We start from the raw sequence: 21,469 nt of genomic DNA, 5'->3' as shown, positions 1-21,469 counted from the left end.
CCGGGCCGGGGCTCAGCCCTCGGCGAGGTGGCGTTCTACCGTTTCGACCTTCGAGGTGATGCCGTCGGTGACGCCGGGGCGGATGTCGGCCTTGAGGATGAAGGAGACCCGCGGCGAGCGCGCTTCACCACGTCCATCACCTCGCCCCACTCGCTGGAAGGCACTCACCCCCGAGTACACGGCCGGGGCCCATGGCGGCCGGTCTGACGCGACGGGGTGAGTCCGGCTTGGCGGGGCGTAATACGCGTCATACACTGCGCTTGTGGCCAAGACCAGGATCAGCATCAGCCTTGAGCAGGAGCAGGCCGAACGCATCAGGCGGCATGCCGAGCGAGCCGGCCTGGACGTCTCGGCGTACCTCGTGCACGCCGCGACGCGACAGATGGCGGAGACCGAGACCATAGAGGCGCAGTTCGCGGACGTGGACGCCTTGATCGCGGCGGCTGAAGCCGAGGCCGCGGGCGCGGGTGCGCCGCAGGAGGACACGGCCGTCGGGGCACTGACGGAGCAGGAGCGGCGGGAGGTCGAAGCGGCCCTTGATCTCGTCTACGGGGCAGATCGATCCGGTGCGCGTTCCGGAAGAGCCGCGTGAGCGTGGGGAGGGTCCCCGTCTACGACACCGGGATGCTCATCGCCCTTGCCGACCGCAAGGCCAAGGCGGTCCACCTGCACGAAGCCCTGAAGGAGACCCCGCACCGGGCCCTTGTCCTCGGGCCGGTGCTGGCTCAGGTGTGGCGCCCCAACCCGGCGCTGGTCCATGCGCTGGCCACGACACTCAGGGACTGTTCCGTGCCACGGGCACGGGCTTCGGTCCCGCCGATGCGCGAGACCAAGGCGGGCCGTCCGGAGTGCATCGCCTGCGCGACGGGTTTTGACCTGACGGACTGGCGCCGTATCGGTACCGCCCTCGGGGAGGCCGAACTCCCCCCGAAGAAGCGGCCGGACGCAGTGGACGCCAGCGTGGCCCTGGCCGCCGCGAAGCACGGCAGCGCAGTGATCTTCACCAGCGACCCGGAGGACATGGCCGCGTATCTGTCGGTGCTCAATCCGCCCGATGTGCACGTCCAGGTCGTGTGAGCGCGTCAGCCCTCGGCGAGGTGGCGTTCTACCGTTTCGACCTTCGAGGTGATGCCGTCGGTGACGCCGGGGCGGATGTCGGCCTTGAGGATGAAGGAGACCCGCGGCGAGCGCGCTTCCACGGCCTCCACGGCGCGCTTCACCACGTCCATCACCTCGCCCCACTCGCCCTCGACGGTGGTGAACATGGCGTCGGTCCGGTTGGGCAGCCCCGACTCCCGTACGACGCGCACGGCGTCGGCGACGTAGGCGCCGACCTCCTCACCGACCCCGAGCGGGGTCACGGAGAACGCGACGATCATGCGCGGGCCGCCTCGCGCGCCCGCGCGGCCAGGACGCTGTCCGCCTCGTCGCGCTTGAGCAGCCGGTCGCCGTACAGGCCGCCGAAGGGCAGCATCGCCAGCAGGAAGAACAGGGCGACCTTCTTGAGCGGCCACTTGGCCTTGTTCCAGACATCCAGCAGGAAGACCGTGTAGATGAGGAACAGGATCCCGTGCAGGGCGCCGAGCGGCATCATCAGGTAGTCGATGTCCGAGATCCGGCTCAGCAGCGACCCGAAGATCAGCAGGGCCGGGAACGACAGCGCCTCCGGTACGGAGATGAGGCGCAGCCGGTGCAGGGCGGAAGCGGTCTTGATGTCCACGTGGAACCTTCGGGTGGGTGCCGGGGGTCCGTTCCAGTGTCTCAGCCGGTGCGGGGGATCTTGACGCGGGTCCCGCCGGGGGCAGTTCGCACACCCCCGAAGGTGCACGAAAGTGCCCGAGTGTGGCGGATATCGGCCAACAGGCCCTGTTCGGGCTCGCCCACTGCCGATAACGTCATCCCGTGGCTCAGTTCCGACTCCAAGGCAGCAAGGTGCTCGCCGTCGACCTGACCGGGGATGCCGTCAAAGCGAAGAACGGCTCCATGGTCGCGTACGACGGTCAGATGGCCTTCAAGAAGATGACAGGCGGCGGCGAAGGCCTCCGCGGCATGGTGACCCGGCGCCTGACCGGCGAGCAGATGACCGTGATGGAGGTCCAAGGGCACGGCACCTGCTTCTTCGCCGACCGGGCGAGTGAGATCAATCTGGTCGATCTGCGCGGCGAGAAGCTCTACGTCGAGTCCAGCAACCTGCTGTGCACCGACGCCGGCCTGCGCACCGGCACCACCTTCACGGGCCTGCGCGGCGCGACGACCGGCAACGGGCTGTTCACGACGACCGTCGAGGGCTCGGGCCAGGCGGCGATCATGTCCGACGGCCCGGCGGTGGTGCTGCGCGTCAGCGCCCAGTACCCGCTCTCCGTCGACCCGGGCGCGTACATCGCGCACACCGGCAACCTCCAGCAGTCCTTCCAGTCCGGCGTGAACTTCCGCACGCTGATCGGCGAGGGCTCGGGCGAGGCGTTCCAGATCCGCTTCGAGGGCGAGGGCCTGGTGTACGTGCAGCCCAGCGAGCGCAACACCATCGGGGGCGACGTCTGATGCCGTTCCGCGAGATCAACTCGAAGATGGTCGAGGCCCAGGTCGTCCCGGGGCAGAAGATGTACAGCCAGCGCGGCGCGATGCTCGCGTACCGCGGCGAGGTGTCCTTCACCCCGAGCCTGACCGGCGGCCAGGGCGGGGTCATGGGCATGATCGGGCGCCGCGTGGCGAACGAGCAGACCCCGCTGATGACGGTCGAGGGCAGCGGCACCGTGCTGTTCGGCCACGGCGGCCACCACATCCAAGTCATCAGCCTCACGGGCGAGACGCTGTACGTGGAGGCCGACCGGCTCCTCGCCTTCGACGGCTCCCTCCAGCAGGGCACGATGTTCATGGGCTCGCAGGGCGGGGTCATGGGCATGGTGCGCGGCCAGGTGACCGGCCAGGGCCTGTTCACCACCACCCTCAAGGGCCACGGCGCGGTCGCCGTGATGGCCCACGGCGGGGTCATCGAGCTCCCCATCACCCCGAACCGCCCGGTCCACGTGGACCCGCAGGCGTACGTGGCCCACCACGGGGACGTCCGCAACAAGCTGTCCACGGCGCTGGGCTGGCGCGACATGGTCGGGCGCGGCTCGGGCGAGGCGTTCCAGCTGGAGCTGTCCGGCCAGGGCGCGGTGTACGTACAGGCCTCGGAGGAGAAGCTGTGAACTTTGGTCCCGTGATGGGCGGGCCCGGCGGCCCGACGGTCTTCGACCCGTACACCCTGCCCTCCGACGACAACGTGAACGCGTACACCTTCTGCGTGGAGCTCAAGGGGAGCCAGTGGTTCCTGCAGAAGGGCAAGATGATCTCGTACTACGGGAGCATCGAGTTCAACGGCATCGGCCACGGCCGCTTCGACCGGCTGCTGCGCACCAGCTTCCACTCGCCGCTGCACGCGAGCGACTGGGTGGTGGCCGAGGGGCAGGGCAAGATGCTGCTCGCCGACCGGGCCTTCGACGTGAACTCGTACGACCTGGACAACGGGAATCTGACCATCCGGTCAGGCAACCTGCTGGCGTACCAGCCCTCGCTGGCGCTCAAGCAGTCGATCGTCCCGGGTTTCCTCACGCTGATCGGAACCGGCAAGTTCGTGGCGGCGTCCAACGGTCCAGTGGTGTTCATGGAACCGCCACTGCGCGTGGACCCGCAGGCACTGGTGGGTTGGGCCGACTGCCCCTCCCCCTGCCACCACTACGACCACGGCTACATGTCGGGCGTGATCGGAGGACTGCGCTCGCTGACGGGCATCGGCGGCTCCTCGGGCGAGGAACACCAGTTCGAGTTCGTCGGGGCGGGGACGGTACTGCTCCAGTCGTCGGAGATGCTGATGGCGGAGCAGGCCGTCGGAGCGGTCGGCGCCGGTGCGGCCGCGGGCAACGCGCAGGGCGTTCCGGGCGCGGGCCAGGGTCCGCTGGGACAGTTGGGCGTGCCCCGGATGCCGGGGCAGCTGGGCGATCTCCAGCGGCGTTTCGGCCTCTAGACCCGCTCGAATCCCGCTCGCATTTTTGTACGTAATTCAACTTCTTAGGTAGAGTTCATTCATGGAGACCATCGAGACCGAGACGGCCACGCGCTGGCTGACCGACGCCGAGCAGTGCGCGTGGCGCACCCATCTGGACGTCAGCAGACTGCTGATGCACCAGCTGGAAAAGGATCTCCAGCCCTTCGGACTCACCAACAACGACTACGAGATCCTCGTGAACCTCTCGGAGTCGGACGACCACCGGATGCGGATGAGCGATCTCGCGACCGCGACCCTGCAGTCCAAGAGCCGGCTGTCCCACCAGATCACGCGCATGGAGGCGGCCGGCCTGGTCCGCCGGGTGAACTGCGAGTCCGACCGCCGCGGCCTGTTCGCGGTGCTCACGGAAGAGGGCATGGAGACCATGCGCAAGGTCGCCCCGCACCACGTGGCGTCCGTCCGCCGGCACTTCATCGACCTGCTGCCGCCGGAGGCGCTGGCGGCGCTGCGCGGCTCCCTGACGCCGGTCGCGGACCACCTGCGCGACAATCGCGGCAAGGCCTGAGCACGATCCCTGGCCGAGCGGTCCTCGCCGGCAGCCGGGAGAATGGGCGGTAACGCTCGCTCGCCGGCCGCCCGCCGAGCAACCGTAAGCGCATGGCCGGCCTGAGGAGGTCAGCCATGAAGCACACCCTGTACGTCTCGTCCGCGGCCGCCGCGGTCCTGCTCGTCGGCGGCCCGGTGGCCGCCGCCGGAGCGGCGGCCGCCGACGCGGGCAGAACCCTCCCGGCCGTCTCCACGGCAGCCCGCGCCTCCGTCGACGCGCAGGGGGCCGCCGCGGCGGCTCTGAAGCACTACCCCGGCGTCATCGAGTCCCTCGACAAGGACGGCTCGACCTGGCACGTGAACATCATCGGCAAGGGCGGCGCGTACGCCGAGGTGGAGGTCGGCGCCGACGGCAAGGCCACCACCCGGAACACCGAACGCAACGACGACGACCGCAACGAGAAGGCCGCGCTGGTCGGTGCGAAGGTCGACGCCCAGAAGGCGATCACGGCGGCCCTGGCCGCCCACCCCGGCGCGGTCTGGTCGGTGAACTGGGACGACGACGACAACGACGGCAACGGCCAGAAGCGCTACTGGGACGTGGAGATCAAGTCCGGCGACGGCCGCACGCAGCACGTCCACGTCGATCCCACGTCGGGCAAGGCCACCGTCTCCCCCTCGGACTCCGACGAGGACGAGAACGGCGGCGACAGCGACGAGAACAGCGACTACGAGAACAGCGACAGCCGCTGACAAACGAGGAGCCGCACCCCCGTGCAGGGGTGCGGCTCCTCGTACGCTTTGCGGCGCTCCGGTCGGTCAGGCGTTGGGACGCTTGCCGTGGTTCGCCTTCTTCTTCTTGCGTGCTCGCTTCTTGTTGCCGCGCTTGGCCATGACGCCACTCCCTCTATCGGGTATCGGGGCATTCCGGGCGTTCGCCAGTCTATGGTCGACCGGCCGCACCCGCATCAGCCCCGATCCGGCCACCACGGGCCGACAGGCGCCTCAGGCCTCCGTCAGCGTCGCCAGGAGCACGTCCGAGGCCGCGTACGGGTCCAGCTCACCCGCCGCGACACGGGCCGCCAGCGCTTCGAGCCGGGCGTTCCCGTGCAGATCGGCCATCCGGGCGCGCAGGGCCGTCACCGCGATGGTCTCCACCTCGCGCGCGGCGCGCGCCGTACGCCGCTCGGCCAGCACCCCGTGCTCGTCCATCCACGCCCGGTGCTTCTCCAGCGCCTCGACGAGCTCGTCGATGCCCTGGGCCTTCGCGGCGACGGTCTTGATGATCGGCGGCCGCCAGTCTCCCGGGCCCCGGGACTCGCCCAGGCCCAGCATGTGGTTCAGCTCCCGCGCGGTGGCGTCCGCGCCGTCCCGGTCGGCCTTGTTGACGACGTAGACGTCGCCGATCTCCAGGATTCCCGCCTTCGCGGCCTGGATCCCGTCGCCCATCCCGGGAGCCAGCAGCACCACCGAGGTGTCCGCCTGCGCCGCGATCTCCACCTCGGACTGCCCGACCCCGACCGTCTCGACCAGGATCACGTCGCAGCCCGCCGCGTCCAGCACCCGGATCGCCTGCGGCGCGGACCAGGCGAGACCGCCCAGGTGGCCGCGGGTGGCCATGGAGCGGATGTAGACCCCCGGGTCGGAGGCGTGGTCCGACATCCGCACCCGGTCGCCGAGCAGCGCACCGCCGGAGAACGGCGAGGACGGGTCGACGGCGAGGACGCCGACCCGCTTGCCGGCCTTGCGGTACGCCGTCACGAGCGCGGAGGTCGAGGTCGACTTGCCGACGCCCGGCGACCCCGTCAGGCCCACCACGTACGCGTTGCCCGTGAGCGGGGCCAGCGCCGCCATCACCTCGCGCAACTGCGGGGACGCCCCCTCGACCAGCGAGATCAGCCGGGCCACCGCCCTCGGCCTGCCTGCGCGTGCCTGGGCCACGAGCTGGGGGACGTCCACCACCGTCATACGTGCTGCTCTCCTCGGTTCTCGTACCGCTGCTTCGACGGGTTCCTAGGCCTTGGGCACGCGGACGATCAGGGCGTCGCCCTGCCCGCCGCCGCCGCACAGCGCGGCCGCGCCGACCCCGCCGCCGCGGCGCTTGAGCTCCAGCGCCAGGTGCAGCACCACGCGGGCGCCGGACATGCCGATCGGGTGCCCCAGGGCAATGGCGCCGCCGTTGACGTTCACCTTTTCCGGGGTCACGCCGAGGTCCTTCATTGACTGCACCGCGACGGCGGCGAAGGCCTCGTTGATCTCGATGAGGTCCAGGTCGGCGACCTCCAGGCCCTCCTTCTTGAGCGCGTGCTGGATCGCGTTCGACGGCTGCGACTGGAGCGAGTTGTCCGGGCCGGCCACGTTGCCGTGGGCGCCGATCTCGGCGAGCCACTCCAGGCCCAGCTCCTCGGCCTTGGCCTTGCTCATCACGACCACGGCGGCCGCACCGTCGCTGATCTGGGAGGAGGTGCCGGCGGTGATGGTGCCGTCCTTGGCGAAGGCGGGGCGCAGCTTGCCGAGGGACTCGGCGGTGGTCTCCGCGCGGATGCCCTCGTCCTGCGAGAAGACCACAGGCTCGCCCTTGCGCTGCGGGATCTCGACCGGGGTGATCTCGGCCTCGAAGACGCCGTTCTTCTGCGCGGCCGCGGCCCGCTGGTGCGAGACGGCGGCGAACTCGTCCTGCGGGGCGCGCTCGATGCCCAGGCGGGTGTTGTGCTTCTCGGTGGACTCGCCCATCGCGATGTTCTCGAAGGCGTCGGTGAGGCCGTCGTAGGCCATCGCGTCGAGCATCTCGATGGCGCCGTACTTGTAGCCCTCACGGGACTTGGGCAGCAGGTGCGGGGCGTTGGTCATCGACTCCTGGCCGCCCGCGACCACGATGTCGAACTCACCGGCGCGGATCAGCTGGTCGGCCAGCGCGATGGCGTCCAGGCCCGAGAGGCACACCTTGTTGATGGTGAGGGCGGGCACGTTCATCGGGATGCCGCCCTTGACCGCGGCCTGGCGGGCGGGGATCTGGCCCGCGCCGGCCTGGAGCACCTGGCCCATGATCACGTACTGCACCTGGTCGCCGGAGATCCCGGCCCGGTCCAGTGCGGACTTGATGGCGAAGCCGCCGAGGTCGGCGCCCGAGAAGGACTTCAGCGAGCCGAGCAGTCGTCCCATGGGCGTGCGGGCCCCGGCGACGATCACTGAAGTGGTGTTGTTCGATCCGGACATGAGGCACAGCCCCTTGAGGATGAGGAGTGAACGAGGGTTTACCTGAATGTACTGAGCGGTACCCGCGGCGTCACCGGGCTGTCGGTGTGATCGCTGGCACGTTGCGTGACCGCCCCTCTCGGCGGTGCACTGGTCCCATGCTGACAAGAATCGACCACATCGGGATCGCCTGCTTCGACCTGGACAAGACCGTCGAGTTCTACCGTGCCACGTACGGCTTCGAGGTGTTCCACTCCGAGGTCAACGAGGAGCAGGGCGTGCGCGAGGCCATGCTCAAGATCAACGGGACCTCCGACGGCGGCGCCTCCTACCTCCAGCTCCTGGAGCCCACCCGCGAGGACTCCACGGTGGCCAAGTGGCTGGCCAAGAACGGCGAGGGCGTCCACCACATCGCCTTCGGCACCGAGGACGTCCTCGGCGACTCGGAGGCCATCCGCGGCAAGGGCGTGCGCGTGCTCTACGACCAGCCCCGCACGGGCTCCATGGGCTCCCAGATCACCTTCCTGCACCCCAAGGACTGCGGCGGAGTCCTCACCGAACTCGTCACCTCCAACCCTGACCACTGATGCCCCGATTCCCCGGCCGGTAGAGTGGCCATGGCTCGGCCGGGGATCGGTGCGGAGACGGGGTCGGGGCCTGTGATCCCTGACCCGGTATCTGACACCATTCCCCGGGGGCGTCGTTCAGCGGGCGAGCGATGCTCAATTGGGAGTGAGCTTGCGACCAGGGGACGGATGGGACCGCGCTGTGCGGGGCTACGAAAGCCAGGAGAGCCATCAGGCTGAGGCCGACCATCTCTCGCGCTTCGAGGCCGAGATGGAGCGGCTGAAGAAGGAGCGCGGGAAGGCCGTCCAGCACGCCGAGGACCTGGGATACCAGGTCGAGGTGCTGCGCGCCAAGCTCCACGAGGTACGCCGCAATCTGGCGTCCCGGCCCGCCTACGACAGCGCGGACATGGGCTATCAGGCGGAGCAGCTGCTTCGCAATGCCCAGATCCAGGCCGACCAGATGCGCTCCGACGCCGAGCGCGAGCTGCGCGACGTCCGGGCGCAGACCCAGCGGATCCTCCAGGAGCACGCCGAGCACCAGGCGCGCCTGCAGGCCGAGCTGCACGCCGAGGCCGTCAACCGCCGCCAGCGCCTGGACCAGGAGCTGAGCGAGCGCCGCCAGACCGTCGAGGCGCACGTCAACGAGAACGTGGCCTGGGCCGAGCAGCTGCGGGCCCGTACGGAGTCCCAGGCCCGCCGGCTCATGGAGGAGTCCCGCGCCGAGGCCGAGCAGTCGCTGAACGCCGCCCGCGCCGAGGCCGCGCGGGTCGCCGAGGAGACCCGGCGCCGGATGGCCGCCGACACGGAGGCCGCCCGGGCCGAGACCGAGGCCACCCTGCTGCGCGCCCGCAAGGAGGCCGAGCGGCTGCTGACCGCCGCCTCCGCGCAGGCCCAGGAGGCCACCGAGCACGCGGAGCGGCTGCGCTCGTCCACCAGCGCCGAGGCCGAGCAGACCCGGCAGCAGACCATGGACCTCGGCCGGGTGGCCGAGCAGCGCGCCCAGGAGGCCGAGGCAGCGCTACGCGAGGCACGCGCGGCCGCCGAGAAGGTGCTGGCGGAGGCCAAGGAGAGCGCCGCACGGCAGCTGGCCTCGGCGGAGTCCGTCAACGAGCAGCGCACCCGCACCGCCAAGGAGCAGGTGGCCCGGCTGGTCGGCGAGGCCACCAAGGAGACCGAGGTCCTCAAGGCCGAGGCCGAGCAGGCGCTGGCCGACGCCCGCGCCCAGGCGGAGCGGCTGCGCACCGAAGCCGGCGAGGCGGCCCGTACGGCGGCCGCCGAGGACATGGCGGCGCAGCTCGCGAAGGCTGCCCGCACGGCCGAGGACGTACTGAACAAGGCCTCGGAGGACGCCCGGGCCACCACCCGGGCCGCGTCCGAGGAGGCCGAGCGGATCCGCCGCGAGGCGGAGGCCGAGGCCGACCGGCTGCGCCTGCAGGCGGCGACCACGGCCGACGAGCTCAAGGGCGCGGCGAAGGACGACACCGAGGAGTACCGGGCCCGGACCGTCGAGCTCCAGGAGGAGGCCCGGCGGCTGCGCGGCGAGGCCGAACAGCTGCGCGCGGAGGCCGTCGCCGAGGGCGAGCGGATCCGCGGCGAGGCCCGTCGCGAGGCGGTCCAGCAGATCGAGGAGGCGGCCCGGACCGCCGAGGAGCTGCTCGGCAAGGCCAAGGCGGACGCGGACGAGCTGCGCGGCGGGGCGAGCGCCGAGAGCGAGCGCGTGCGCGCCGAGGCCGTGGAGCGGGCCACGACCCTGCGCAAGCAGGCCGAGGAGACCCTGGAGCGCACCCGCGCCGAGGCGGAGCGGCTGCGCGCCGAGGCCGAGGAGCAGGCGCAGACCGTCCGGGCCGAGGCGGACGCCGCCGCGGCGGTGCGGCGCGAGGAGACCGAGCAGGCGCTGGCCGCGAAGCGGACGGAGGCCGACGAGGAACTCGTACGCCTGCACACGGAGGCGGAGGCGCGGCTGACCACGGCCGAGCAGACGCTGCGCGACGCCCGTACGGCGGCGGAGAACATCCGCAAGGAGACCACCGAGGAGAACGACCGGCTGCGTGCCGAGTCGGCGGAACGGATCCGCACCCTCCAGACACAGTCGGAGGCCGAGGCCGACCAGCTGCGCGGGGACGCGGCGGACGACGCCGGCCGGGTGCGCGCGGAGGCCGAGCAGGTCGCGCTGCGGCTGCGCGAGGAGTCCGAGGCCGAGGCCGAGCGGGTCCGCTCGGAGGCCAAGGAGACCGCGGACCGGCTGCGCGCGGAGGCGAAGGCCGCCGCGGAGCGGGTCGCCGAGGAGGCCGCGGAGGCGCTGGCCGCCGCCCAGGAGGAGGCCGCCCGGCGCCGTCGGGAGTCCGAGGAGACCCTGGCTTCGGCGCGCACGGACGCGGAGAGCGAGCGGGCCCAGGCCCGCGAGCAGAGCGAGGAACTGCTGGCGCAGGCCCGCAAGCGCTCGGAGGAGGCGCAGGCCGAGGCGGCCCGCCTGACCGAAGAGGCGGAGCGGCGCGCGTCGGAGCTGGTGACGGCGGCCGAGGCCACCGCCCAGCAGGTACGGGACTCCGTGGCGGGTCTGCACGAGCAGGCCGAGGAGGAGGTCGCCGGGCTGCGCAGCGCCGCCGAGCACGCGGCGGAGCGTACGCGGACCGAGGCCGGCGAAGAGGCCGAGCGGGTCCGCGCCGACGCCCACGCGGAGCGGGAGCGCGCCACCGAGGACGCCAACCGGATCCGCACCGAGGCGCGGGCCGAGACGGACGCGGCGAAGGCGCTCGCGGAGCGGACGGTCGGCGAGGCCATCGCCGAGGCCGAGCAGCTGCGCGCCGACACCGCGGAGTACGCGCAGCGGGTGCGCACCGAGGCCACCGACGCACTGGCGGCGTCCGAGCGGGACGCGGCCCGGACCCGTGCGGACGCCCGGGACGACGCGAACCGCATCCGCGGCGAGGCGGCGGAGGCCCTGGAGTCCTCCCGCGCCGAGGGCGGGCGGATCGTCGCGGAGGCGACGGCGGAGGCGGAGCGCCTCACCGAGGAGACCCGCGCGGCGAACGCGGCCACGGTCGGCGACGCGACGGCGGAGGCGGAGCGGCTGACGGCCGAGGCCCTGGCGGCCGCGGACGCGACGCGCGCCGAGGCCGCTGCCACGCTGGACGAGGCCCGCGCCGACGCGAACCGGCTGCGCACCGAGGCGGCCGAGCAGGCCGACCGGCTCACCTCGGAGGCCCTCTCCGAGGCGGAGCGCCTCACCGAGGAGACGCGCGCGGCGAACGCGGCGACGGTCGGCGACGCCGCCGCCGAGGCGGACCGGCTCATCGCGCAGGCGGCCGAGACCCTGGAGGACGCCCGCACCGAGGGCGCCCGCCTGATCGGCGAGGCCACCGCCGAGACCGAGCGGATGACGGTCGAGACCCGGGCGGCCAACGACCGTACGGTCGGCGAGGCGAACGAGCGGGCCGAGGCCCTGCGGGCCGTGGCCGAGCGGCTCCTGGAGGACGCCCGGGCGGACGGCGGCCGGATCATCGGCGAGGCCACCGCGGAGGCGGAGCGCGTCACGGCCGCGGCCAACGAGACCCTGGCGAGCGCCGAGCGGGAGTCCGAGCAGACCCTGGACGAGGCGCGTGCCGAGGGCAACCGGCTGCGTACGGAGGCGGCCGAGCAGGCGGACCGGCTCATCACGGAGGCCTCGTCCGAGGCGGCGAAGCTCACCGAGCAGACCCGCAAGGACAACGAGCGCACGGTCGGCGAGGCCTCGGTGGAGGCCGAGCGGCTGCGCAAGGAGGCGGCGGAGGCGCTGTCCTCGGCGCAGGAGCACGCGACCCGTACCCGGTCCGAGGCCGAGCGGGTCAAGGCGGAGGCGGCGAACGAGGCCGAGCGCACCCGCGCCGAGGCCCGTACGGAGTCGGAGCGGCTGCTGGACGAGGCCCGCGAGGAGGCCAACAAGCGCCGCAGCGAGGCCGCGGAGCAGGTGGACCGGCTGATCACGGAGGCTTCCTCGGAGGCCGAGAAGCTGACGTCCGACGCGCAGAAGCAGGCCCTGGCCGCCACCACGGCGGCCGAGGAGCAGGCCGACGCGATGGTCGACGCGGCGCGCAAGGAGGCCGCGCGGATCACCTCGGAGGCGACCGTGGAGGGCAATTCCATGGTGGAGAAGGCCCGTACGGACGCGGACGAGCTGCTCGTCGGCGCGCGCACGGACGCCGCCGCCATAAGGGAGCGGGCGGAGGAACTGCGCGGCCGGGTCGAGTCGGAGGTCGAGGAGCTGCACGAGCGGGCCCGCCGGGAGTCTGCCGAGCAGATGAAGTCGGCCGGCGAGCGCGTGGACAAGCTGGTGCGGGCGGCGACCGAGCAGAGCGTCGAGGCCGAGGCGAAGGCCAAGGAGCTGGTGTCGGACGCGAGCAGCGAGGCGAGCAAGGTCCGGATCGCCGCGGTGCGCAAGGCGGAGGCGCTGCTCAAGGAGGCCGAGCAGAAGAAGGCCGAGCTGGTCAGGGAGGCCGAGAGCGCGCTCAGCCAGGCCAAGGCGGAGGCCGAGCGCCTCGTCGACGAGGGGCGCCGCGAGCTGGAGGTCCTGGTGCGCAGGCGCGAGGACATTCAGGCGGAGATCTCCCGTGTCCAGGACGTTCTTGAGGCGTTGGAATCATTCGAGGCGCCTTCGGGTGGCGCGAAGCCCACGGTCGGCGGCCAGGGCGCGGGGGGCGTGAAGGCCGGCGCGACAGCGGGTTCCACTCGATCGGGTGGCAAGACGTCAGAGGGGTAGTCGGCGCACACAGATGTGTGCTCCTGATGGAGGTTCAGGCGAACGAGTGACAAGCATTCTGACGCCTTGCCACTCAAAAGGGGTGTCATTGTCCAGATCAAACGTGGATTGACTCGATGACACGCCGCCCTGGCGCCTAGGATTCCCCTTAACACCTCACGCAGTACCTCATCGGTCTCATTCGACAGGAACCCCATGAGCGACCCTTCCTCCCCCTTCGGCTTCGAGCTCGTGCGGCGCGGTTACGACCGCGGTCAGGTGGACGACCGCATTACCAAGCTGGTCTCCGACCGTGACAGCGCCCTCGGACGCATCAACTCTCTGGAAAAGCGGATCGAGGAGTTGCACCTCGAGACGCAGAACGCCCAGGCCCAGGTGAGCGACGCCGAGCCGTCGTACGCCGGCCTCGGCGCCCGGGTCGAGAAGATCCTGCGGCTCGCCGAGGAGGAGGCGAAGGACCTGCGCGAGGAGGCCCGTCGCGCGGCCGAGCAGCACCGCGAGCTCGCCGAGTCGGCCGCCCAGCAGGTTCGCAACGACGCCGAGTCGTTCGCCGCCGACCGCAAGTCGACGGCCGAGGACGAGGGCGTCCGCATTGTCGAGAAGGCCAAGGGCGACGCCTCGGCCCTGCGCGCCGAGGCCCAGAAGGACGCGGCCTCCAAGCGCGAGGAGGCCGACGCGCTGTTCGAGGAGACCCGTGCGAAGGCCGCCCAGGCCGCCGCGGACTTCGAGACCAACCTGGCCAAGCGCCGCGAGCAGTCCGAGCGGGACCTGGCCTCGCGTCAGGCCAAGGCCGAGAAGCGCCTCGCGGAGATCGAGCACCGCGCTGAGCAGCTGCGCCTGGAGGCGGAGAAGCTCCGTACGGACGCCGAGCGCCGCGCCCGCCAGACCGTGGAGACCGCGCAGCGCCAGGCCGAGGACATCGTGGCCGACGCCAACGCCAAGGCCGACCGGATCCGCAGCGAGTCCGAGCGCGAGCTGGCGGCGCTCACCAACCGCCGCGACTCGATCAACGCGCAGCTGACCAACGTCCGCGAGATGCTGGCGACGCTCACCGGTGCGGCCGTCGCGGCGGCCAACCCGATCGTGGACGACGAGCCGGTCACCCGCGGCGTCCCGGCGCAGCAGAGCCGCTAGTGCGTAGGCGCCTTACGTAGGCGCCGTACGTACACGCGGTACGCACGCGCAGTACGTACATGTGACCGAGGGCCCCGCGTCACCTCCGTGAGGTGGCGAGGGGCCCTCGGTCGTTCTAGCGTGAGCGGCATGATCGAGCTTGAGGGCCTCACCAAGCGATTCGGCGCGAAGACCGCCGTGAACGACCTCAGCTTCACGGTCAGACCGGGGGTGGTGACCGGATTCCTCGGCCCCAACGGGGCGGGGAAGTCCACGACCATGCGCATGATGCTGGACCTCGACAACCCGACCAGCGGCACGGTCCGGATCGACGGGAAGCACTACCGGGACCTGCCCGAGCCGCTGAAGTACATCGGTGCGCTGCTCGACGCGAAGGCCATGAACGGCGGTCGCAGCGCCTACAACAACCTTCTCTGCCTGGCCCAGTCGAACCGGATCCCGGAGCGCCGGGTCTCCGAGGTGCTGGACCTGGTCGGTCTGACGGCCGTCGCGCGGAAGAAGTCGAAAGGATTTTCGCTCGGTATGGGCCAGCGGCTGGGAATCGCCTCCGCGCTACTGGGCGATCCGGAAATCCTGATGTTCGACGAACCCGTCAATGGTCTGGACCCGGAGGGAATTCTGTGGATCAGAAATCTTATGAAGGGGCTGGCCTCCGAGGGCAGGACGATCTTCGTTTCCTCCCACTTGATGAGTGAAATGGCGCTGACCGCAGACCATTTGGTCGTCATCGGGCAGGGAAGGCTGCTGGCGGACCTGTCAATGGCCGATTTCATCCAGCAGAACTCGCGCAGTTACGTCCGGCTGCGCTCCCCGCAGCAGGAGCGGCTCAAGGACGTCCTGCACCAGGCCGGGATCGACGCCATCAGCGTCCCCGCCACCGGCACGCTGGAGATCGACGGGGTGACCGCGGAGCGGCTCGGCGAGCTCGCCGCCCAGCACCAGATCGTGCTGCACGAACTCAGCCCGCAGCGGGCCTCCCTGGAGGAAGCGTTCATGCGCATGACGGCGGACTCCATCGAGTACCACGCCCACGCCCCCGGGGTCCCGGGCGGCCCCGCGGGGGCGGCTTCCGACAATCCGGCCCGGCCGGCCGACGTACCCGCGTGGGGCGCCGGCTTCGAGTCGACGCGCAAGGGCGGCGAGTGACCGTGGCCTCCTCCTCCCTCCCCGCCATCCTGAAGTCCGAGTGGACCAAGATCCGCTCGGTCGCCTCGACCAGCTGGACCCTGGTCGCCGCCTTCGTCGTCACGGTCGGCATCGGCGCCGCCCTGTCCGCGTTCGTCAACAGCAGCTTCAAGGACATGAAGCCCGAGGAGCAGGCCACCTTCGACCCGACGCTGGTCAGCTTCTCCGGCATGACCCTCGGTCAGCTCGCGATGATCGTCTTCGGCGTCCTGGTCGTCGGCACCGAGTACAGCTCGGGCATGATCCGCACCTCGCTGGCCGCCGTGCCGCGCCGCGGCAGCTTCCTCTTCGGCAAGCTCTCCGTCGCCACCGGCCTCGCGCTGGTCGTGGGTCTGATCACCAGCTTCCTGTCCTTCTTCCTCGGCCAGGCCATCCTGGGCGACCGCAGCATCGGCATCGGCGAGCCGAACGTGCTGCGCGCGGTGATCGGGGCCGGCCTCTACATGGCGCTGATCGCCCTCTTCTCCATGGGCGTGGCGACCATGCTGCGCAGCTCGATGCTCGCGCTCGGCATCCTGATGCCGTTCTTCTTCCTGATCTCGAACATCCTCGGCGTGGTCTCCGCCACCCAGAAGGTCGCCCGGTACTTCCCCGACCAGGCCGGATCCAAGATCATGCAGGTCGTCCCCGGGGCCATGGGAAGCGATCCGGTGCCCTACGGACCCTGGGGCGGGCTCGGGATCATGGTCCTGTGGGTGGCCGCCGCGGTACTCGGGGGCTACGTCGTCCTCAGGAAGAGGGACGCCTGAAGTACTACGGGGCATCCCCGGGTCGGCCTCAGGGGTAGGTCAGGGATAAGGGACGGGACGGAACCAGATGCGACTGGATATCCTCTAAACCCTTACAGGACGAAAGCCGTCCCAGCCTGCTGAGGGGCAGCATCATGATCGAGGCAGTCGGCCTGACCAAGCGCTTCGGCGCGAAGACCGCCGTCGACCAGCTGTCCTTCCAGGTCAAGCCGGGTCACGTCACGGGATTCCTGGGGCCCAACGGCTCCGGTAAGTCCACCACCATGCGCATGATCGTCGGACTCGACAGGCCTACTTCCGGCCAGGTCACGATCAACGGCACCCCGTTCCGGGACCTGCCGAACGCCCAGCGGCACGTCGGCGCCCTGCTCGACGCCAAGGCCATGCACGGCGGCCGCCGGGCCCGGACGCACCTGCTCTCCGTCGCCCAGCTCTCCGGGATCCCCGAGAAGCGGGTGGACGAGGTCCTCGGCGTCGTCGGCCTCCAGGACGTGGCCCGCCAGCGCACGAAGGGCTTCTCGCTCGGCATGGGCCAGCGGCTCGGCATCGCCGCCGCGCTGCTCGGCGACCCGCAGGTGCTGCTGTTCGACGAGCCGATCAACGGCCTGGACCCCGAGGGCATCCTCTGGGTCCGCAACCTCATGCGCCAGCTCGCCGCCGAGGGCCGCACCGTCTTCGTCTCCTCGCACCTGATGAGCGAGATGGCGCTGACCGCCGACCACCTGATCGTGATCGGCCGGGGCCGCCTGCTGGCCGACATGGGCACCCAGGACTTCATCACGCACAACTCGGCCGGATTCGCCCGGGTCCGCGCGGCCGACACCGACCCGGCCGGCTGGGACACGCTGGGCACGGTCCTCACCAAGGCGGGCGGCCGCGTGCTCAGGGAGCCCGACGGCGCGCTGCGGGTGACCGGGCTGGAGCTGCCCCGCATCTCGGACCTGGCGCACGAGGCCGGCGTACGGCTGTGGGAGCTGTCACCGCACCGGGCCTCGCTGGAGGAGGCGTACATGCGGATGACCCAGTCCTCCGTCGAGTTCACCTCCAGCGAGGACCCGCGCGCCGAGCTGTGGGAGCCGGAGCCGCTGACCGTCCCCGAGTGGGAGGACGAGCTCCCGGCCCCGGCGGTCCCGCAGACGGGCTTCTACGCGCCGCCGCCGCCCGGGTCGGGGGGAGCGCCGTTCCTGATGCCCAGCGACCCGAGCCGGCTCGCCGCAGCCGCCAAGAACGACCCCGAGGACGCCCGATGACCGCCGCCCCGAACACGACCGGCCGGGCCGCCGTGCCCGCGGAGCGGCCGGACCCCGCCGTCTACACCTCGTCGGTGCCGGCCACGCGGCCGCACCTGGGCCACGCGATGGCCTCGGAGTGGACCAAGCTGACGTCGGTGCGCTCCACGGTCGGGACCCTCGCCTCGCTCGTCGTCATCATCGTCGGCATCGGGATCCTCTTCGTCACCCAGACGAGGTCCGACAACTACGTGCAGATGCCGTTCACCGCGCCGGCCCTCTTCGGCCTGCTGGTCGGGCAGCTCTCGGTGATGGCCCTCGGCGTTCTGATGATGAGCTCGGAGTACGGCACCGGCCTGGTCCGCACGACCTTCACCGCGGCCCCCGACCGGCACCGGGTGCTGACCGCGAAGTACCTCGTCTTCGGCATCACCACGTTCCTCGCCACCGCCGGGTCCGTCTATCTGGTCGGACTGACCACGATGCTCGTGCACGGCGGGGCCGCCGCCGGGTCGCACCCGGGCATCGCCTGGCTGTACGCGCTGGTCGGCAGCTTCTACGTCACCCTGCTCGGCGTGCTCGCGGTCGCCGTCGGGGCGCTCGTGCGCCACTCCGCCGGGGCCATCGCCGTCATGCTCGGCCTGGTCACGCTGCCGCCCCTGGTCGGGGGGATACTCGGCGTCTGGGAGGCCTCCGCCGGGGTCGGGCGCCTGCTGCTGGAGTACAACGCGCCGGTGGCCCTGATGCAGGTCTTCGGCATGCCGGACGTGAACACCGGCCCGACGTCCCTGTTCGGCCTGCCCGGCAACGCGACGCATCTGGTGGTGATCCTGCTGGCCACGGGGGCCGCGGTCACCGGCTCGTACATCGTGACCGGGCGCCGGGACGTCTAGGGGGTGTCTGGCGGATGTCCGTGGCGTCGCGACGCCCGCCAGACACCCCCTGGCCGGCCCTCTCAGTACTTCGGGGCGTTACGGGACCGCTGCACCTTGGAGGTGCGGCGGTCCTTCGCGTTCCAGCAGGCCTTGTGCCAGTGCCGCCGGTCGTCCACGCCGCCGTACTCCGGCCAGGCCACCAGGTGCGGGGTCCCGGAGAGGATCTCCTGGTCGCAGCCCGGGCAGCGGTAGCGCTTGCCCGCCGCGCTCGCGCCCGCCACGTGCCGGACCTTCCACTCCTCGCCGAGGTACTCCTCGGTGCGCTCCAGCCCGAACCGGTCCAGGCCCCCCGGGCCCGCTCCCGAACCGGCGCCCGAGCCCTGGTCCGAACGGTCGGCTGGATTCCCGCCGCCCCTGGGGCGGTTGTGGCGCGGTGACACGTATACCTCACGGATGGGCGGACGGCAGTGACTTTCTCCCAGACTACGCGCAGCGAGGCGGGGTACCCGCAGGGTGGCCGGTAGAGGGTGGCCGGTCCCGGACGGTTGGCCTGACAATCCCAATAACTTTCCTGTCAGGCCGTGCCTTTGGCACGTGTCAGACGTTGTTGCCATCAGACGTTGTTGTCATCAAACCGGTCCACCTGGGGGAGGCCGCGTCAGCTGCGAGGAGGCAAAGCGATGCGCGTAGGAGCGTTTGTACTGGCGGCCCAGTTCCCGGGTCAGGGGCAGGGAGAGCCGCTGCACCGGGCGGTGCGGACCGCCGAGGTGGCCGAGGAGGCCGGGCTCGACTCGGTCTGGCTCGCCGAGCACCACTTCGTCCCGTACGGGGTCTGCCCGTCGGCGGTGACCCTGGCGGCCCTGCTGCTCGGGCGGACCCGGCGGCTGCGGGTGGGCACGGCGGTGAGCGTGCTGCCGAGCACGCATCCGGTGGCCCTCGGGGAGCAGGCCGCGCTGCTGCACGTCACCTCGGGCGGCCGGTTCACCCTGGGGGTGGGCCGCGGTGGGCCCTGGGTGGACCTGGAGGTGTTCGGAGGCGGGCTCAACGCGTACGAGACCGGTTTTCCGGAGGACCTCGACCTGCTGCGGCGCTGGCTGACCGAGCCGCGGGTGGCGGCGGCCGGCGAGCGGTACGGCTTCCGCGAGGTGGCCGTCGTACCGCGTCCGGCGGAGGCGCTGGACGGGGACGGAACAGGGCCGGAAGTGATCGTCGCGTGCACCTCCCCGGCGTCGGTCCGGCTGGCCGCGGAGCGGGGGCTGCCGATGCTGCTGGGCATGCACTGCGGGGACGAGGACAAGGCGGAGATGGTCGCGCTGTGGCGGCGCACGGCGCTGGCGGCGGGCCACGGGCGGCGGTTCGTACGGGAGGCGGGCCATGTGTCGGCCGGGGTGTGCCAGCTGGCGGACCGTACGGCGGACGCCCGGGAGACCCTGCTGAAGTCGATGCCGGGCTGGCTCAAGCAGGGCCTCGACGCACATGTGACGGTCGACGCCCGCAAGCGCGCGATGCGCGACCCGGTCGCCTACACGGAGCTGCTGTGCGATCTGCACCCCGTGGGCACGCCGGAGCTGGCGGCGGACCGGCTGGCGGCCACGTCGGAGCGTACGGGCATCACGCGGTTCGCCCTGCTGACGGAGGGCTCCGGCGATCTCGCCGCGACGGAGGAGAACGTACGACGCCTCGGCGCCGAGGTCCTGCCCCGGCTGGGCCGGGGCGTGTGACCAAGGCTGCCGCTCCGGTATCTGTGGCACCTCCCGCGATACGGAGCGGCAGCGAAGTACGGTCGTGCGGTGCGGTGGTGCGGTCGTGCAGGTGGTTCTAGCAGTCCCGCAGTTCCGGCGACTGGTTGAGCAGCTGGCCGCGGATCGAAGTGAACTTGGCCAGCCGGTCGTCCACCGAGGAATCCAGCGGGAACACTGCGACACGGTGGCAGTTCTGGAATGCCAGGCGCACTCCGAAGTGCCGCTGCAGCGCACCTCGTATCGCGTCACTCGCGAGAGCGCGCAGCAGCTGCCCGCGCGCCTGCTCGTCGGGCGGCGGCGTCTGGTTGTCGGCGAACTGGCCGCCGTCCACCTTCAGCTGTGCCACCAGCGAGCTGATCATCTCCCATGCGTAGGGCAGGGAGGTCCGGACGCAGTCGACGAAAGCGGCTTCGTCGACCTCGCCTCGCTCGGCCTGTTCGAGTAGGGCCGGTGAGACGTCGAGCGACATGGGTTCTCCTCTCGCGACTCCGGCAGATTGGGTTGCCGGAGTCTTACGGGCAGGGAAGGAGGCCGCGACGCAGTGTGCACGCTCGGCAACCTCCAGCTATCCACGGTAGGCGCCCGGTGGGTACCGCACCAGGAGAATGCGCATACAACGCGCCATCGGCGAACGGGGCTTTCGGGGGCGAATCGCGTGCAGGGCTCGTCTTCGAGTAGCGTTGCCGACCATGCGTCTCGTCATTGCCCGCTGCTCCGTCGACTACGCGGGCCGGCTCACCGCCCATCTGCCCTCGGCACCCCGTCTGATCCTCGTGAAGGCCGACGGCAGTGTCTCGATCCACGCGGACGACCGTGCGTACAAACCGCTCAACTGGATGTCGCCGCCGTGCACCCTCAAGGAGGGGAGCGGTGATGAGGCCGGCGTCTGGACGGTCGTCAACAAGGCGGGCGAGAAGCTCATCATCACCATGGAGGAAGTCCTGCACGACTCCTCCCACGAGCTGGGCATCGACCCGGGCCTGATCAAGGACGGCGTGGAGGCCCACCTCCAGGAGCTCCTCGCGGACCGGATCGACACCCTGGGCGAGGGCTACACCCTGATCCGCCGCGAGTACATGACGGCGATCGGGCCGGTGGACATCCTGTGCCGGGACGCGGCGGGCGCGACGGTCGCCATCGAGATCAAGCGGCGCGGGGAGATCGACGGCGTCGAGCAGCTCACGCGCTACCTGGAGCTGCTGAACCGGGATCCGCATCTGGCGCCGGTGCGGGGTGTGTTTGCGGCGCAGGAGATCAAGCCGCAGGCGCGTGTCCTGGCGACCGATCGGGGTATGGACTGCGTGGTGCTGGACTACGACGCCCTTCGCGGCATCGAGGACGACAAGCTCCGCCTGTTCTGACGCCTTCCTGACGCGCCCCTCGCACCGCTGCGCGGAGCGGTCCCCTACCCGCCCTTCCACCGTTCCCCGGGCCCTGCCCGAACCCGGTCCTCAAACGCCGGACGGGCTGAGATTGCCCTGCGGGCAATCCAGCCCGCCAGCAGGCGGCATCAGCCAAAATC

General features: G+C 71.2%; 23 protein-coding genes and 1 pseudogene. 16 read left to right on the top strand and 8 right to left on the bottom strand.

Annotated elements, in window-relative coordinates; all coding sequences use genetic code 11:
• Positions 1-12: 12 nt before the first annotated feature.
• A pseudogene (locus tag ACZ7GJ_RS05085) lies at positions 13-152 on the bottom strand (thiamine-binding protein); the annotation flags it as partial.
• Positions 153-262: 110 nt separating this feature from the next.
• On the opposite strand from ACZ7GJ_RS05085, the gene ACZ7GJ_RS05080 reads away from it, so the two are divergent.
• Positions 263-592: a plasmid mobilization protein gene (locus ACZ7GJ_RS05080; RefSeq protein ID WP_470749495.1), complete on the top strand. Its 330-nt coding sequence runs from the start codon at positions 263-265 to the stop codon at positions 590-592.
• Entirely contained in the window at positions 589-1,077 is a 489-nt protein-coding gene (locus tag ACZ7GJ_RS05075) for a hypothetical protein (RefSeq protein ID WP_470749493.1), read from the top strand. The genes ACZ7GJ_RS05080 and ACZ7GJ_RS05075 overlap by 4 nt, the downstream gene beginning before the upstream one ends.
• Positions 1,078-1,082: 5 nt before the next feature.
• Here ACZ7GJ_RS05075 and ACZ7GJ_RS05070 read toward each other — a convergent pair whose 3' ends face one another.
• Both ACZ7GJ_RS05070 and ACZ7GJ_RS05065 read right to left on the bottom strand, forming a co-directional pair.
• Entirely contained in the window at positions 1,083-1,379 is a 297-nt protein-coding gene (locus ACZ7GJ_RS05070; protein WP_470749491.1) for an MTH1187 family thiamine-binding protein, read from the bottom strand.
• Complete coding sequence (locus ACZ7GJ_RS05065; protein ID WP_470749489.1) at positions 1,376-1,720, bottom strand: DUF3817 domain-containing protein; 345 nt, start codon at positions 1,718-1,720, stop codon at positions 1,376-1,378. The genes ACZ7GJ_RS05070 and ACZ7GJ_RS05065 overlap by 4 nt, the downstream gene beginning before the upstream one ends.
• Before the next feature lie 182 nt (positions 1,721-1,902).
• Here ACZ7GJ_RS05065 and ACZ7GJ_RS05060 point away from each other — a divergent pair, with 182 nt between their 5' ends.
• The 5 genes from ACZ7GJ_RS05060 (at position 1,903) to ACZ7GJ_RS05040 (ending at position 5,287) form a co-directional block, all read left to right on the top strand.
• Positions 1,903-2,541 (top strand): AIM24 family protein, encoded by a 639-nt coding sequence (locus ACZ7GJ_RS05060; protein ID WP_470749487.1) that lies wholly within the window; start codon positions 1,903-1,905, stop codon positions 2,539-2,541.
• Complete coding sequence (locus tag ACZ7GJ_RS05055; protein ID WP_470749486.1) at positions 2,541-3,191, top strand: AIM24 family protein; 651 nt, start codon at positions 2,541-2,543, stop codon at positions 3,189-3,191. Before ACZ7GJ_RS05060 ends, ACZ7GJ_RS05055 begins: the two co-directional genes overlap by 1 nt.
• A 14-nt stretch (positions 3,192-3,205) precedes the next feature.
• Positions 3,206-4,006: an AIM24 family protein gene (locus ACZ7GJ_RS05050; protein ID WP_470749661.1), complete on the top strand. Its 801-nt coding sequence runs from the start codon at positions 3,206-3,208 to the stop codon at positions 4,004-4,006.
• Positions 4,007-4,076: 70 nt separating this feature from the next.
• A complete protein-coding gene (locus ACZ7GJ_RS05045) occupies positions 4,077-4,553 on the top strand; it encodes a MarR family winged helix-turn-helix transcriptional regulator (protein WP_470749659.1) in 477 nt (158 codons plus the stop codon).
• Positions 4,554-4,669: 116 nt separating this feature from the next.
• Entirely contained in the window at positions 4,670-5,287 is a 618-nt protein-coding gene (locus ACZ7GJ_RS05040) for a PepSY domain-containing protein (protein WP_470749484.1), read from the top strand.
• Between the two features lie 66 nt (positions 5,288-5,353).
• Here ACZ7GJ_RS05040 and ACZ7GJ_RS05035 read toward each other — a convergent pair whose 3' ends face one another.
• The 3 genes from ACZ7GJ_RS05035 to ACZ7GJ_RS05025 all read right to left on the bottom strand — a co-directional run bounded on the left by ACZ7GJ_RS05035 (position 5,354) and on the right by ACZ7GJ_RS05025 (position 7,750).
• Positions 5,354-5,428: a 50S ribosomal protein bL37 gene (locus ACZ7GJ_RS05035; protein WP_099895366.1), complete on the bottom strand. Its 75-nt coding sequence runs from the start codon at positions 5,426-5,428 to the stop codon at positions 5,354-5,356.
• Between the two features lie 111 nt (positions 5,429-5,539).
• A complete protein-coding gene (meaB, locus tag ACZ7GJ_RS05030) occupies positions 5,540-6,502 on the bottom strand; it encodes a methylmalonyl Co-A mutase-associated GTPase MeaB (RefSeq protein ID WP_470749482.1) in 963 nt (320 codons plus the stop codon).
• A gap of 45 nt (positions 6,503-6,547) precedes the next feature.
• Complete coding sequence (locus ACZ7GJ_RS05025) at positions 6,548-7,750, bottom strand: acetyl-CoA C-acetyltransferase (protein ID WP_470749479.1); 1,203 nt, start codon at positions 7,748-7,750, stop codon at positions 6,548-6,550.
• Between the two features lie 137 nt (positions 7,751-7,887).
• Here ACZ7GJ_RS05025 and mce point away from each other — a divergent pair, with 137 nt between their 5' ends.
• From mce to ACZ7GJ_RS04990, 7 genes are all read left to right on the top strand, one after another.
• Positions 7,888-8,316 (top strand): methylmalonyl-CoA epimerase, encoded by a 429-nt coding sequence (gene mce / locus ACZ7GJ_RS05020; protein ID WP_470749477.1) that lies wholly within the window; start codon positions 7,888-7,890, stop codon positions 8,314-8,316.
• Between the two features lie 181 nt (positions 8,317-8,497).
• Positions 8,498-13,033, top strand: coding sequence for a polarized growth protein Scy (scy, locus tag ACZ7GJ_RS05015; protein ID WP_470749475.1), 4,536 nt, complete (start codon positions 8,498-8,500; stop codon positions 13,031-13,033).
• Positions 13,034-13,228: 195 nt separating this feature from the next.
• On the top strand, positions 13,229-14,167 hold the full coding sequence (locus ACZ7GJ_RS05010; RefSeq protein WP_365922358.1) for a coiled-coil domain-containing protein: 939 nt from the start codon (positions 13,229-13,231) through the stop codon (positions 14,165-14,167).
• Positions 14,168-14,296: 129 nt separating this feature from the next.
• Complete coding sequence (locus tag ACZ7GJ_RS05005; RefSeq protein ID WP_470749473.1) at positions 14,297-15,313, top strand: ABC transporter ATP-binding protein; 1,017 nt, start codon at positions 14,297-14,299, stop codon at positions 15,311-15,313.
• Positions 15,314-15,315: 2 nt separating this feature from the next.
• Complete coding sequence (locus ACZ7GJ_RS05000) at positions 15,316-16,101, top strand: ABC transporter permease (protein ID WP_470749657.1); 786 nt, start codon at positions 15,316-15,318, stop codon at positions 16,099-16,101.
• Between the two features lie 134 nt (positions 16,102-16,235).
• On the top strand, positions 16,236-17,351 hold the full coding sequence (locus ACZ7GJ_RS04995) for an ABC transporter ATP-binding protein (protein ID WP_470749471.1): 1,116 nt from the start codon (positions 16,236-16,238) through the stop codon (positions 17,349-17,351).
• Positions 17,348-18,223: an ABC transporter permease gene (locus tag ACZ7GJ_RS04990; protein WP_470749469.1), complete on the top strand. Its 876-nt coding sequence runs from the start codon at positions 17,348-17,350 to the stop codon at positions 18,221-18,223. The genes ACZ7GJ_RS04995 and ACZ7GJ_RS04990 overlap by 4 nt, the downstream gene beginning before the upstream one ends.
• A gap of 62 nt (positions 18,224-18,285) precedes the next feature.
• Here ACZ7GJ_RS04990 and ACZ7GJ_RS04985 read toward each other — a convergent pair whose 3' ends face one another.
• A complete protein-coding gene (locus ACZ7GJ_RS04985; protein ID WP_470749467.1) occupies positions 18,286-18,645 on the bottom strand; it encodes an ATP/GTP-binding protein in 360 nt (119 codons plus the stop codon).
• A 240-nt stretch (positions 18,646-18,885) separates the two neighbouring features.
• Here ACZ7GJ_RS04985 and ACZ7GJ_RS04980 point away from each other — a divergent pair, with 240 nt between their 5' ends.
• Positions 18,886-19,926, top strand: a complete 1,041-nt coding sequence (locus tag ACZ7GJ_RS04980; protein WP_470749465.1) for an LLM class flavin-dependent oxidoreductase — start codon at positions 18,886-18,888, stop codon at positions 19,924-19,926.
• 97 nt (positions 19,927-20,023) lie between these two features.
• Here ACZ7GJ_RS04980 and ACZ7GJ_RS04975 read toward each other — a convergent pair whose 3' ends face one another.
• Complete coding sequence (locus ACZ7GJ_RS04975) at positions 20,024-20,416, bottom strand: SCO5389 family protein (RefSeq protein ID WP_069921977.1); 393 nt, start codon at positions 20,414-20,416, stop codon at positions 20,024-20,026.
• 220 nt (positions 20,417-20,636) lie between these two features.
• On the opposite strand from ACZ7GJ_RS04975, the gene nucS reads away from it, so the two are divergent.
• Entirely contained in the window at positions 20,637-21,308 is a 672-nt protein-coding gene (gene nucS / locus ACZ7GJ_RS04970) for an endonuclease NucS (RefSeq protein ID WP_470749463.1), read from the top strand.
• Positions 21,309-21,469: the final 161 nt, after the last annotated feature.

This window comes from Streptomyces sp. NPDC037242, assembly GCF_055604165.1.
This window is presented reverse-complemented; position numbering and strand designations above follow the sequence as displayed.

Bases quoted from the DNA above. Each gene is read 5' to 3' on its own strand.
- ACZ7GJ_RS05055 (WP_470749486.1), top strand. From the start codon at position 2,541: ATGCCGTTCCGCGAGATCAACTCGAAGATGGTCGAGGCCCAGGTCGTC.
- ACZ7GJ_RS05070 (WP_470749491.1), bottom strand. From the start codon at position 1,379: ATGATCGTCGCGTTCTCCGTGACCCCGCTCGGGGTCGGTGAGGAGGTC.
- nucS (WP_470749463.1), top strand. From the start codon at position 20,637: ATGCGTCTCGTCATTGCCCGCTGCTCCGTCGACTACGCGGGCCGGCTC.
- ACZ7GJ_RS04980 (WP_470749465.1), top strand. From the start codon at position 18,886: ATGCGCGTAGGAGCGTTTGTACTGGCGGCCCAGTTCCCGGGTCAGGGG.
- ACZ7GJ_RS04990 (WP_470749469.1), top strand. From the start codon at position 17,348: ATGACCGCCGCCCCGAACACGACCGGCCGGGCCGCCGTGCCCGCGGAG.
- ACZ7GJ_RS05010 (WP_365922358.1), top strand. From the start codon at position 13,229: ATGAGCGACCCTTCCTCCCCCTTCGGCTTCGAGCTCGTGCGGCGCGGT.
- ACZ7GJ_RS04995 (WP_470749471.1), top strand. From the start codon at position 16,236: ATGATCGAGGCAGTCGGCCTGACCAAGCGCTTCGGCGCGAAGACCGCC.
- ACZ7GJ_RS05040 (WP_470749484.1), top strand. From the start codon at position 4,670: ATGAAGCACACCCTGTACGTCTCGTCCGCGGCCGCCGCGGTCCTGCTC.
- mce (WP_470749477.1), top strand. From the start codon at position 7,888: ATGCTGACAAGAATCGACCACATCGGGATCGCCTGCTTCGACCTGGAC.
- meaB (WP_470749482.1), bottom strand. From the start codon at position 6,502: ATGACGGTGGTGGACGTCCCCCAGCTCGTGGCCCAGGCACGCGCAGGC.
- ACZ7GJ_RS05025 (WP_470749479.1), bottom strand. From the start codon at position 7,750: ATGTCCGGATCGAACAACACCACTTCAGTGATCGTCGCCGGGGCCCGC.
- ACZ7GJ_RS04975 (WP_069921977.1), bottom strand. From the start codon at position 20,416: ATGTCGCTCGACGTCTCACCGGCCCTACTCGAACAGGCCGAGCGAGGC.
- ACZ7GJ_RS05050 (WP_470749661.1), top strand. From the start codon at position 3,206: ATGGGCGGGCCCGGCGGCCCGACGGTCTTCGACCCGTACACCCTGCCC.
- ACZ7GJ_RS05005 (WP_470749473.1), top strand. From the start codon at position 14,297: ATGATCGAGCTTGAGGGCCTCACCAAGCGATTCGGCGCGAAGACCGCC.